The sequence below is a fragment of the Acinetobacter calcoaceticus DSM 30006 = CIP 81.8 genome, assembly GCF_000368965.1.
In the GTDB taxonomy this organism is placed as follows: Bacteria; Pseudomonadota; Gammaproteobacteria; order Pseudomonadales; family Moraxellaceae; genus Acinetobacter; species Acinetobacter calcoaceticus.
In genome coordinates this window covers 1,500,964-1,513,712 of the sequence record NZ_KB849780.1, presented here as the reverse complement: position 1 = coordinate 1,513,712, position 12,749 = coordinate 1,500,964, and the positions used below count along the sequence as shown (strand labels likewise).

Below are 12,749 nucleotides of genomic sequence, written 5' to 3'. Positions count from 1 at the left end.
TTTTCTACTTCACCCAAGGTTTAACTTTAAAACATAGGTAATAAACATGACTGATAACGTTAAATTAACAAATAAAACAAGTGAAATGGCTGGTGCTGATGAGGCAAACAAAGCCAATACCACTCAAAAAACTGAACAGTTAGATACAGTAAGAGATGATGCTACAAATCAGGCTTTAACCACAAATCAGGGGGTTAAAATTGCTGATAACCAAAATAGTCTGAAAGCAGGAACGCGCGGATCAACGTTATTAGAAGATTTTATCTTACGAGAAAAGATTACCCATTTTGACCATGAACGAATTCCAGAGCGTATTGTGCATGCTCGTGGCGTAGGAGCTCATGGTTATTTTCAGGCTTATGAAGGCAATGAGCGTCTAACGAAAGCGGGTTTTTTGACGGATCCATCTCTTCAAACTCCAATTTTTGTACGTTTCTCGACTGTACAAGGGCCACGTGGTTCAGCCGACACCGTTCGTGATATACGTGGATTTGCTATTAAATTTTATACGCAAGAAGGCAACTTCGATTTGGTCGGCAATAATGCTCCAGTTTTCTTTGTGCAAGATGGTATTAAGTTCCCTGATTTTGTACATGCGGTAAAACCTGAACCAGATACTGAAATGCCTACTGGAGCGAGTGCGCATGATACATTTTGGGACTTTGTGTCTTTAGTACCAGAGTCCGCGCATGCCGTGATTTGGGCGATGTCCGATCGGGCTATTCCTCGTAATTTACGTTCAATTCAAGGCTTTGGTGTGCATACCTTCCGTTTAATTAATGCTGAAGGTAAAGCTCATTTTGTTAAGTTTCACTGGACCCCTAAACAAGGCTTAAGCGCTCTGGTTTGGGATGAGGCACAAAAACTTGCAGGTAAAGATCCTGATTTCCATCGTCGAGATCTTTACGAAGCTATTGAGAAAGGCGTGTATCCTGAATGGGAATTAGGGGTGCAAATTGTTGCAGAAAAAGATGAAATGAAGTTCGATTTCGACTTACTTGACCCAACAAAAATTATTCCTGAAGAATTAGTTCCTGTCACACCTATTGGCCGTTTTGTTTTAAATCGAAATGTTGATAATTTCTTTGCTGAAACAGAGCAGGTTGCTTTCTGTCCAGGGCATATTGTACCGGGTATTGATTTTACGAATGATCCGCTATTACAGGCACGACTATTTTCATATACCGATACACAGTTAAGTCGTTTAGGCGGACCGAATTTCCATCAAATACCAATTAATAAACCTGTATGCCCATTCCATAACAATCAACGCGATGGTATTCATCAGCATACTATTCATAAAGGGCAAGCTTCTTATCAACCAAATTCAATTGATGGGAACTGGCCAGTTGAGACACCTCCAGCGGCAGAAAATGGTGGATTTGAAAGTTACTATGAAAGAGTGAGTGGTCAAAAGATTCGTGAAAGAAGTGAATCTTTTTCCGATCATTTTTCTCAGCCTCGTCTTTACTACAAGAGCCTTGCACCTCATGAGCAAAAACATGTGGTCGATGCGTATACCTTTGAGCTCAGTAAGGTAAAAAGAAAACATATTCGGGAACGTCAGGTTCAACAAATTTTGGCGAATATCGACCTCGATTTAGCACGTCAAGTGGGAGCAAATCTAGGTATAGAAGTACCTGATCTTAGCCTCGATTTTAAACCTCAATCTGTTGAAAAATCGGCTAAGTTATCCATGCTCGCTTTCCCGCCAGCCGATATTCAAGGCCGAAAAATAGCCGTACTCATCCATAATCTGGTGAAGTCTGATGCATTAGAAACCATTAAAAACTGGGCAATTAAGGAAGGGGCTGTTGTTCATTTATTAGCACCGAGTTTAGCACCAGTTAAAGATCATCAAGACAAAATTATTGCAGCTGATGGCATGCAAATGGCAGAACCATCAATTGCTTATGATGCGGTGATTATTCCCGATGGTGATAATTTAAATGCCGTGATACAAGATGGTGTAACTCGTCATTACATATTAGAAGCCTATAAACATTTAAAACCAATCGTCTTTTTAGGGAATAAATCTGACCTACTTGACCCACTTAATTTGGTTGCAGATGAAGGAACACTAATAGAAGATGAATTTAAGCATATTTCAGAGAAGCTTAAAAACTTGCTTAAAGCTCATCGCGTTTGGTCGCGAGAGAAAATAGCTCAGCACGTTCCGGCTTAAAGTAAAAGCCCTGAAGGTTGTTAACTTTCAGGGCTTTTTTATATCGAGGCCGCAGTCGTGACGATGATTATGATGGTCGTGGACAAAATTCACGAAATCAGAAACGCGATGCCTCTGGACGGTTTACGTCTTAAGCATAGTGCTTTAAAAACAAAGGAGGCTTTTGCCTCCTTTGTTTTTTAATTTATTTACTTTACTGTGGGAGTGGTTGTAGCCCTTTTACAATATCAAGATATTCAGAGCCATTTAGCCAAAAAGATTTTTTTAAAAATAGGGTGGTCATAATACTTTCTGCTGCTTCACTTTCCGGATTTTCACAGAAAATTCCATAGCTTTCGCCTAATACCGCATCATTTTCAATGAGGCGGATATAGTAAGCATGTTGCTCATTTGCATAACCTAAAACTGCATCACGTTGATTTTTCATTTCGCATGTCTCCATACCAAAAAACTGAATTTAACCAGAATGTTAAATGTTCAGAATCTCATTTGATAAAAATCATAAAACAGTCAGTAATCAGGACTATCCCATAATAGGTTTTGATTTTCTTCAAATTGCCATTTTGATTTAAACATCCCTGTTAAAAGCAAAATGGATTAAAATCTGATCATGGGATTTATTGTTATGCAAAAAAAATATTTCGTCAACTTGAAAATGTAACTTTTTCAAGTTACATTGTCTGTGTAGGATTTGAACGGTGAAATGGAGGCGAGATGTCAAAGAAAAACGAGTTTGAACATGGCGGTGCCCGTGAAAATGCTGGTCGTAAAGCACAGTTCAATGAACCCACAAAAGTGATTCGTGTTCCCGAGTCTCAAGTTAACTTTATCAAAAATTGGTTACTGAATAATGTCAAAACCGATAACCGGTCAGATTTTAGCTCAAAATTAAAGGTTCAACAGGTCCATGCAAATAACGATAAAATTTACCATATCCCTTTAGCTACTGAACGTGTTGCTGCGGGTTTTCCGTCGCCAGCGCAAGATGATATTGAGCAAGCACTCGATTTAAATGAATATTTAATTCGAAATGAAAATGCCACATTTATTGTCAAAGCAAATTCTTTGTCAATGCTAGACGCTGGAATTGATATTGACGACCCGCTTATTGTGGACCGTAGTCTTCCCGCTAAATCTGGGGATATCGTAATTGCGCTTATTGACAATGATTTCACTGTTAAACGCTTAATGATTGATAATAATTACCACCCCCCTAAAATTTGGCTAAAAGCAGAAAACTCCGATTATCAGAATATTTATATTGAAGAAGGGCAAGAACTGGTCATTTGGGGAGTCGTGACTTATAACCTTAAACGAATGAGATAAGGCGTTGCTTTCATATCTTATGGTTTTAGTTACTGATCCGAGATAAGGACCAGTAACTCTAAGCTAAGTAATATTTTTAAATTTGCCCAATCAATAAACATGTGGCGATGATTACCATAAGACCACCTGAAAACCTTCCTACTAAGCGTGCTGCCTGTGGTCTGCTTTTTAGAATAGCTTGTGAACCGTAACCTACCATTAAGTAAATAATCGCGCAGCTAATCATGTGGACAACACCAAAAGCAACAATTTGCGTAGTCACCGTCCATGATGCAGTGGTGTCAATAAATTGAGGAAGCAAGGCTAAAAAGAGTAGAAAAACTTTCGGGTTTAAGCCACTCACATAAACGCCTTTTGTTGCCCAGCTTAACCATGATTGAGCTTTTTCAGACTCAGACTGATTTGGAGTAGGAGGGGTAAGTAATAAATTTATTCCCATCCATAACAAATAAGCAGAACCTGCAATTGTTAGGATCATGAGTGCAGTTGGATTATTTGCTACAAGCAGACCAACACCAGCCGCTACCAATAAAATCGTAATAAAGTGCCCAAATAGCATACCTGCAACAGCGGGTACGACGACTTTGCCTTTAATTCCTGCCGAAATGGCATAGGCCCAGTCTGCCCCTGGAGTAATAATAAAAAGAATGGAGACACTCCAAAATGCAATAAAAATGTTAAAAGCCATATGCTTATCTCGGCAAACTATTTTCCAAAGGTTTCGTTCGGTGTTTTAGAAAAAATTCCTATTCATTCGAACTTGTTGAAAATAATATGCTCATGTATTTAGAATGTGCTTTTAAATGTTTGCTCATATCACACTCATTTGGGGTAAATTTTTCTAAATGGATCGCACAGATAAAAAGATTCTTGCTGAATTGCAGTTAAATGGCCGATTATCTATTACTGAATTGGCAGAAAAAGTAGGCTTAAGCATTTCACCATGTCATCGACGAGTGAAGGCTTTAGAGGAGTCAGGAGCCATCAAAGGCTATCGGGCAGAACTCGACCCGAATTTAGTGGGATTTGAGTTTTCAGCGATTGTTTTTATTACGCTTAAAGAAGGTGATAAGCAGGCAGTTGAGAAGTTTGAAAATGCCGTGATTGATATTCCACAAATCATTCAGGCCCAGCGCTTATTTGGTGAGCCAGATTATTTGCTGCATGTGGTAGCAAAAGATTTACCCGCTTTTCAACGGCTATATGATGAAAAGTTATCGGCTATTCCGAGCGTACAACGACTTATCTCAACCATTGTGATGAAAGATGTCGTGCCTGAACGTTTATTTCCGATTGGCTAAAATCTTTAGGGGTAAAAAAAAGAAGCTTTAAAAAGCTTCTTTTTTAGTCTTAAGGATATTTAGGTATCTAGTGTTTTACACAAAGAGCAAATGGTGCCGTTATGTTTATGAGAGAACATAATATCTGGACGCTCGTAACCTTCTTCACATACACGGCAGTGGTAAACTGTTGCAACAGGTGTACCTTCAGCGTCAAAACGTGGTTCTTTAATGCCGTCATCATGTGACTTGATGTAGTATTTTCCTTTGGTTAATAAACCCATGATTGGTGTTAATACAAAGGCAAGTACAAGCGCGATAAGCGGTGAGTATGGAGCCAAGAAACTACCAAGTAATCCGAAGAATGCGGCAATCGATAAGCCTGCTGACACAAGGAATGCAACCATACCGACAGGGTTTACGTTGTAGAGCATGTCGCGGCGGTATTCCGGTTCTTTTGGTGAAAGCTTTAAAACATATTTGTTGATTGAAATATCTGTTGCAACGACCACAACCCACGCAATCGCAAAGTTTGAATAGAACCCTAAGATTTTACCCAGTACTGCAAACATGTTGCCTTCCATTAAGGCAAGGGCAATTGCCAAGTTCACCATTACAAAGACAATACGACCAGGATAATGCTTGCTAATACGAGTGTAGGCACTTGTCCAAGCAAGAGAGCCAGAGTAAGCATTGGTCACGTTAATTTTAATTTGAGAGATGACCACCAAAATAACTGCAAGTGTTAGGGCAGCCCAGCCCGGAAGCATGTCATGAAACGCTGCATTAAATTGTTGAACAGGTTCAGTACTGTTTACACCCGGTAATTTTGTTAATAAGTAGAAACCTAAAAATGCCCCAATAATTTGTTTGATTGCCCCTAAAATAACCCAGCCCGGACCTGCTGAAATCACAGCAGCCCACCATGCTTTGCTATTTTCTTTTGTTTTAGCGGGCATGAAGCGCAAGTAGTCAATTTGCTCACCAATTTGCATAATCAAAGATAGGCATATACCAGCACCCAACATGATGGCTGCCATATCTACAGTCGCAAAACCTTCTTTACCTGTAAAAGTAGCAAACTGGCTGACTAAGGTTGGTTCTTGGTAAATCAGATAGGCCACAGGACCAATCATGAGAATGAGCCAAAGGGGAGTTGTCCATACTTGTAATTTACTTAAGGCTTTCATGCCGTAAATCACCAACGGAATCACCATAACGGTCGAGATGAGGTAGCCTGCCCAAAGCGGAATACCTAAACCGAGTAATAACCCTTGCGCCATGATTGAACCTTCAAGGGCAAAGAAAATAAATGTGAAACTGGCGAAAATGATACTGGTGAGGACCGATCCGATGTAACCGAAACCTGCGCCACGGGTAATCAAGTCAAGATCGATGTTATAACGTGCTGCGTAGTAGGCAAGAGGAATACCGGTTAAGAAGATAATAATTGCTGCAAATAAAATGGAGAAAACCGCATTGGTTGTTCCATAAGACATACCAATACTGGCGCCAATAGAAAAGTCAGCAAGATAGGCAATACCACCAAGTGCAGTAATAGCAACAACTTTGGGGCTCCAGCGCCGAAAGCTATGTGGAGCATAACGTAAAGTATAATCTTCTAAGGTTTCATTCACTGCTTTTTGTGAATCTGTACCTTGCACAGTGTCCAGATTTGGATGTTCAGATACACTCATAACATCAATCTCCCAATCGTTTTCGGTCAATCAACACAAATATTGATCATTGTTTTTTGATGAATTTGAGTGTGTGATTTTTGATGAAAATTGGAAATACGTTATTTTGCGTATATGTGCGTATTAGAAAAAATCGCCATGATAAATGACTTTTGGCATAAGGATTGCTGGGTTTAATGCAGCCACATGCCAAACATGAGTGTTATGCCAGATTCTTCACGCCCCCAACAAGCGCCACAACGTGTGATCAAAACGCGCCGTGAATATAATATTTGGGTGGCAGATGAAAGTATCGAAGATTATGCGCTCCGTTATGCGCCCACATCAGTACGTAAATGGTCGCCTTGGACCGTTACCAATACCGCAATTTCGACAGTTAGCTTCTTGGCTATGGAAGCCATTGGGGCGACCATGCTTTGGCAGTATGGCTTTAGCAACGCGCTGTGGGCGGCAATTGTCGTATGTACCATCATATTTTTAACCAGTTGGCCGATTAGTTACTACGCTGCAAAATATAATGTAGATGTTGATTTGCTTACTCGTGGTGCAGGTTTTGGATACATTGGCTCGACCATTACTTCTCTGATTTATGCCAGCTTTACCTTTATTTTGCTTGCGTTTGAAGCCGCAATCATGGCGATGGCACTTGAGCTTGCCCTTGGCATTCCACAAGTTGTTGGTTACTTAATTTCTGCATTGGTGATTTTACCTTTAGTGGTCAAAGGTATTGGTTTTATTAATAAAGTTCAGGCAATCACTCAGCCAATCTGGCTCTTGTTGCTGTTGTTACCGTGGTTTTTTGTACTTTGGAAACAGCCACAAATTTTAAGTAGTAGTTTGCATTTTGTTGGTGCGGTTTCAAACTCAACTGATTTTAATCTGTATTACTTTGGTGCGGCGTGCACTCTTATTTTTTCATTTGTGATCCAAATTGGTGAGCAAGCCGACTATTTACGCTTTTTACCGCAACAAGAACAGAATAGAACCGCATGGCGTTTTGCTGTTTTTTTAGGTGGTCCATCTTGGATTATTTTTGGATTTCTAAAAGTTTTGATGGGCATGTTGCTGATGGTTTTGGCTTTTCAGCTGTTGATTCCTGTCTCTGAACTTGACAATCCGACGTATCTGTATTGGGTTGCCTATCAACAATTTATTCCAAAGCCCCAGCTTGCTTTAATTCTCACGTTGGCACTTGTTTGCTTGGCACAAATTAAAATTAATATGACCAATGCCTATGCGGGCTCATTGGCATGGTCAAACTTTTTTGCCCGTTTGACTCATAGCCATCCAGGGCGAATTGTTTGGCTTCTTTTTAACGTTTTTATTGCCATTGTTTTGATGGAAATGGGCATTAGCCATGCGGTCGAGCGCATTTTGGGGCTATATAGCAATATCGCTTTGGCATGGATTGGTGCTGTTGTTGCCGATTTAATTATCTGTAAACCTTTGGGTTTAAGTCCGAAGGGAATTGAATTTCGCCGTGCTTATTTATATGACATTAACCCCGTAGGTGTGGGTGCCTTACTGATTGCTTCAGTTTTATCGATGCTTAGCTATTTGGGCTTTTTCGGATTAATGGCGAAAGGCTTGGCGAGTTTTATTGCGCTGGGAAGTTCGATGTTATGTGTTCCTATCATTGCTTACTTAACTAAAGGTAAATATTACATTGCACGCCAGCCTGAAAAAATTCAGGCAACTTCGGTTGCAAACTGTGTGGTATGTGAGCGGGACTATGAACTTGCTGATATGGCAGGTTGCCCAGCCTATAACGGTACGATTTGCTCTTTATGTTGTTCACTTGAAGCACGCTGTCATGATTTATGTAAGCCTGATGCGCGTTGGTCGGTGCAGCTTAAAAAAGCCATCTGGCACTATTTACCAGAACGTTGGGCTAGCCGTTTAAATAGTCGGGTCAGTTTATATTTATTACTGACTTTAGGACTTTCTATTGTTTTGGCGGTGAGTTTAAGTCTGGTTTATATCCAAGAAAAAGCATATCTGGAAACGATTAATGCTGAAGGAGTTCCTCAGCTATTTACGCTATTTGTCAAAATTTACACCATCTTGTTTTTATTAATGAGCGTTGCGGCATGGTGGTTAGTGCTAAACGATGAAAGCCGCCGTAATGCCGAAATTGAGACACACCAGCAAACGGCTTTATTGATTGATGAAATTGCTGCCCATGAAGTCACTTCAAAAGACCTGCAAGATGCCCGAATTTCAGCAGAACGGGCAAATGATGCAAAAAGCCGTTATGTCATTGGAATTAGTCACGAGCTAAGAACACCTCTAAATAGTATTTTGGGCTATAGCCAATTACTTCAAAAACAAGAGCAGCTTTCAGAACAAGGCAAAATGGCGCTCGGGGTGATTAGTCGTAGTGGGCAGCATTTAACTTCACTGATTGACGGTTTACTGGATTTAGCACGAATTGAAACAGGCAAAATTTCTTTAAATGTGGTGGATGTTCATTTCCCAAATTTTATAGAACAGATTATTCAAATGTTTCAGCCGCAGTTTGAACAGAAGAATTTACAGTTTATTTATGAAATTGGAGATAACCTGCCGCACTATGTCCGTACCGACAAAAAGCGCTTAGAGCAGGTACTCATCAATTTGCTGGGCAATGCTTTAAAGTTTACGACAAGTGGCACAATAACTTTGAAAGTCGATTACCGCTTTCAAACGGCCTATTTTGAAATTAGAGATACGGGCTGTGGCATTGCAGAAGCGGATTTGGAGCGAATCTTTAATCCGTTTGAACGAGGCAGTAATGTGGTTCAAGGCGGATTTACTGGAACAGGGCTAGGTCTGCCCATTGTAAAATTATTAGTCGATTTACTCGGCGGCCAGCTATCTGTGACTAGTCAGCTCAATCAGGGTTCACAATTTAAGATTAAGTTTTACTTACCTTCAAAAGAAGTGGTTCATCCAATTTCTAATGTTTATTCCAACCAGATTACGGGCTATCAAGGCGAGCGAAAACGAATTTTGGTTGTCGATAATGAAGCCGTGGATCGAGGCTTGGTTGCCAATTTTCTAAAACCTTTGGGTTTTATGATTGAAGAAGCCGAGTCGGGCATTGATTGTTTAAGACGTGTTCCTATTTTTCAACCTAACCTGATTTTAATGGATTTGAATATGCCTTTGATGGGCGGGTGGGAAACAGCACGATTATTGCGTCAGAATAATATTACCAATGTGCCGATCTTAATTATTTCAGCCAATGCAGGTGAGCGTGAAGTCAATCCACAAGATGCAGTCTTAAGTGAAGACTTTATGCTAAAACCAATCGATCTGAATTTGTTGCTGAGTAAAATTGGAGACAAGTTAGGGCTGGTGTGGGCTGATTCTAGGTCAACAATAACCGAAGAAAATAATGTGGTTCAAGCACTTCATATAAAGACGTATAAGCAAGAAAAAGTCACTGTTTATACACCAACAAGACAACCAGAAAACAATGGCCCACAAGATTTAACTCAAGCCTTGCAGCAACTAGATGAATTGATTGGACAAGGCTATATTCGAGGCATTCAACATGCTTTAACGCATTGTCGTCAAGATTTTCCGGAGCATGACGAGTTATGGGAGCAGCTTGAACAGGCTATTCAAAAATTTGATTTAAAACACGCCCAACGATTAATTCAGGATAAGCAATGAGTACGCAACATGTTTCTTTTCAGCAGGCTTCAACAACTGAGCAGGCTGTTATTCTGATTGTGGATGATGTACCGGAAAATTTGGGCTTGTTACATGAAAGTTTGGATCAGGCAGGGTATCGCGTGCTTGTTACGACAGATGGATTAAGTGCAATTGAGATTGCACATCGATGCTTACCCGATATGATTTTGCTCGATGGCAATATGCCACATATGGACGGTTTTGAAAGTTGTATACAGCTTAAAGCAAGCCCAATTACTCAGTTTATTCCCGTCATTTTTATGACAGGCTTGTCGGAAACAGAGCATATAGTGCGTGGGTTTCAGGTGGGCGGGGTAGACTACGTAACAAAGCCACTGAATATTGAAGAAGTATTAGCAAGAGTAAAAACGCATTTGGCACATGCCAAACTATTGCAGCAACAAAAACAGGTCATTGATGCAACGGAAACTGCAATTCTCGCGCTAGATATTCACGGCAAAATTGTTTGGAAAACCCAAAAAGCCAGTGATTTATTGAATCAATATTTACCTGAATTAGAAGGTTTTGAAGCAGGCTTAAAAGCCTGGTTTTCAGACTTGGAACATGAAAAAGACCCAAAAAAATTAACAAGCTGTTCTTATTCAACGCCATCTCAGCAATTACAACTTTTACTATTAACGCCGTGGCAATCTGACACAAGTGTGGCGAAAAATTATCTTATACAGATCAAGACCTCTACGCCTGCATTAGACGTCGCTGACATTTTAAAATATTGCCCACAGTTGACTCAGCGTGAAGCAGAAGTCATGCACTGGTTATTGTTAGGGAAAACCAATAAAGATATTGCGGAAATTTTGGAGCTGAGCCCGCGGACGGTAAATAAACATTTAGAACATGTTTTTGAAAAACTTTGCGTTGAAAATCGAACTGCGGCTGTGGCGCATATTAATAGTCTGGTGCAAGAGTTTCATTAAATAAATAGAGGCCCGTGTTGAGCCTCTATCATTGCTATTACTTTAAGTTTTGTTTAAAGAAACTGGTCAATTTATCAAATGGAATAAGATTGACTCGATCGTATAAATCAACATGTCCCGCACCTTTAACATAGTAAAGTTCTTTAGGTTGGCCTGCGAGTTTATAAGCTTCTTCACTAAACTCTTTTGAATGAGCCTGATCACCTGTAATAAACAGCATTGGGCGTGGTGAGATGGTTTCGATATCGTTAAATGGATAGAAGTTTAAAAATTTGACATTACTTGTCAGTGTTGGATGCGTTGTAAGGTCTTTTGATGAACTTTTCGGCGTATATTCTCCGCGTGGGGTGCGATAAAAGTCATAAAATTCACGTTGGATCGGATGTGTATCTGCCGTTAACTCATGCGTAGTGCCGCTGGTATATTTTGTTTCACCGCCTGTGAACTCGACATAACGTTGCGCAGCCGCTTCAGCAATAATTTGCTTTCTTTGCTCTAAGGTTTGTGAGTGACGTAAGCCATTGCGGTTCGCAGCTCCCATATCATACATACTGACAGTGGCAATGGCCTTCATACGAGGGTCAATTTTTGCTGCGCTAATGACAAAACTTCCACTTCCGCAAATGCCGAGTACGCCAATACGTTCACGGTTAATAAAGGATTGTGTTCCTAAATAATCTACAGCCGCACTAAATGCTTCTGCGTAAATGTCAGGTGCAACTACATTTCTGGGTTGGCCTGCGCTTTCACCCCAAAATGATTGATCAATTGCCAAGGTTACAAAACCTTGTTCAGCCAGTTTCTGTGCATAAAGCATAGAGCTTTGTTCTTTCACGGCTCCCATTGGGTGACCAATTACAATAGCGGGGGCTTTTAGTTTTTTATTTAAGTTCTTGGGGATAACCAGATTACCGACTATATCCATGTTGTATTGATTTTTAAAAGTGACTTTCTGAATAGTCACTTGCTGACTTTGATAAAAATTATTCGCGCCGTTAGTCATGTCTGCTGCCATACCTGAGGTTGAGGAGAATAAACCAATTGTTGCAGCGCAAATCGCAGCCGCCGTATGGGTTTTAAGCTTTTTAAACAAGGGAGATGTAGTCATGGATACCTCAATTTAAATAATTTGAATGGGTGAATTTGCTCATGCTTATTTCATTTGGGAAATTGAAATTTTGATGGGTTGTTTTTGCTTGAACTCTTGGGGAATAGCCTCAAGTTTCCCAAGCAAAATAAGACCATTTGCGTACCCAACAGTTGAGTCTTTATAGAAAAAAGCCAGATTACCCCAAGGGGCGTAATAGGTAAGATCACCAGCTTTGCCCGCATAGCCATTGGGTGCATTCTGTGTAGTTAGCTTGGTGGGTAGGTTGGCTATTTTTTCAGTAGAGTCATAATCTTTAAGGGTTAATGTCAACGGAAGCTGCTTGGCAAAATCTTGAACAGTCGGTGTCATGGGTAATGTTGCAAATAGTGGTTGCTTTGACCCCTCAATATCAATACGGATTTTCATCATCGATAACCTTTGTTGATTGTTGCCCGTAGGCCTTGTTGCATAAGAGATAGATATGGCTGAAAATGAGAAAAAGATGCTGAGTAAAGCGAGAAAAAACTTCTGATTAGCCATATCGAAGAACCTCAT

General features: G+C 40.2%; 10 protein-coding genes. 5 read left to right on the top strand and 5 right to left on the bottom strand.

Annotated features, from left to right (window positions below; all coding sequences use genetic code 11):
* Nucleotides 1-40 precede the first annotated feature (40 nt).
* The gene (gene katE / locus F936_RS12140; RefSeq protein ID WP_080595317.1) at nt 41-2,185 is read left to right on the top strand and encodes a catalase HPII; all 2,145 of its coding nucleotides are present in this window, start codon (nt 41-43) and stop codon (nt 2,183-2,185) included.
* Between the two features lie 193 nt (nt 2,186-2,378).
* On the opposite strand, the gene F936_RS12135 is transcribed toward katE, so the two are convergent.
* The gene (locus F936_RS12135) at nt 2,379-2,612 is read right to left on the bottom strand and encodes a hypothetical protein (protein WP_003651181.1); all 234 of its coding nucleotides are present in this window, start codon (nt 2,610-2,612) and stop codon (nt 2,379-2,381) included.
* A 287-nt stretch (nt 2,613-2,899) separates the two neighbouring features.
* Between F936_RS12135 and F936_RS12130 the strand changes: the two genes are divergently transcribed.
* Nucleotides 2,900-3,511, top strand: coding sequence for a LexA family protein (locus tag F936_RS12130; RefSeq protein ID WP_005047628.1), 612 nt, complete (start codon nt 2,900-2,902; stop codon nt 3,509-3,511).
* Between the two features lie 76 nt (nt 3,512-3,587).
* Here the strand turns inward: F936_RS12130 and F936_RS12125 are convergent, their stop codons facing one another.
* Nucleotides 3,588-4,199, bottom strand: coding sequence for a LysE family translocator (locus tag F936_RS12125; protein WP_005047627.1), 612 nt, complete (start codon nt 4,197-4,199; stop codon nt 3,588-3,590).
* Nucleotides 4,200-4,356: 157 nt separating this feature from the next.
* Here F936_RS12125 and F936_RS12120 point away from each other — a divergent pair, with 157 nt between their 5' ends.
* Nucleotides 4,357-4,812 carry an Lrp/AsnC family transcriptional regulator gene (locus F936_RS12120; protein ID WP_000376211.1) on the top strand — a complete coding sequence of 152 codons (456 nt, stop codon included), beginning with the start codon at nt 4,357-4,359 and terminating at the stop codon, nt 4,810-4,812.
* A 59-nt stretch (nt 4,813-4,871) separates the two neighbouring features.
* Here F936_RS12120 and F936_RS12115 read toward each other — a convergent pair whose 3' ends face one another.
* Nucleotides 4,872-6,488 carry a purine-cytosine permease family protein gene (locus tag F936_RS12115; protein WP_004642440.1) on the bottom strand — a complete coding sequence of 539 codons (1,617 nt, stop codon included), beginning with the start codon at nt 6,486-6,488 and terminating at the stop codon, nt 4,872-4,874.
* A gap of 195 nt (nt 6,489-6,683) precedes the next feature.
* Between F936_RS12115 and F936_RS12110 the strand changes: the two genes are divergently transcribed.
* Together F936_RS12110 and F936_RS12105 are read left to right on the top strand one after the other, a co-directional pair.
* Nucleotides 6,684-10,148, top strand: a complete 3,465-nt coding sequence (locus F936_RS12110) for a hybrid sensor histidine kinase/response regulator (protein ID WP_005047626.1) — start codon at nt 6,684-6,686, stop codon at nt 10,146-10,148.
* Complete coding sequence (locus F936_RS12105) at nt 10,145-11,104, top strand: response regulator transcription factor (RefSeq protein ID WP_005047624.1); 960 nt, start codon at nt 10,145-10,147, stop codon at nt 11,102-11,104. The genes F936_RS12110 and F936_RS12105 overlap by 4 nt, the downstream gene beginning before the upstream one ends.
* Before the next feature lie 37 nt (nt 11,105-11,141).
* On the opposite strand, the gene F936_RS12100 is transcribed toward F936_RS12105, so the two are convergent.
* Complete coding sequence (locus tag F936_RS12100; protein ID WP_005047623.1) at nt 11,142-12,212, bottom strand: alpha/beta hydrolase; 1,071 nt, start codon at nt 12,210-12,212, stop codon at nt 11,142-11,144.
* A 45-nt stretch (nt 12,213-12,257) separates the two neighbouring features.
* Nucleotides 12,258-12,734, bottom strand: coding sequence for a cyclophilin-like fold protein (locus F936_RS12095; RefSeq protein ID WP_005047622.1), 477 nt, complete (start codon nt 12,732-12,734; stop codon nt 12,258-12,260).
* Between the last annotated feature and the right edge of the window lie 15 nt (nt 12,735-12,749).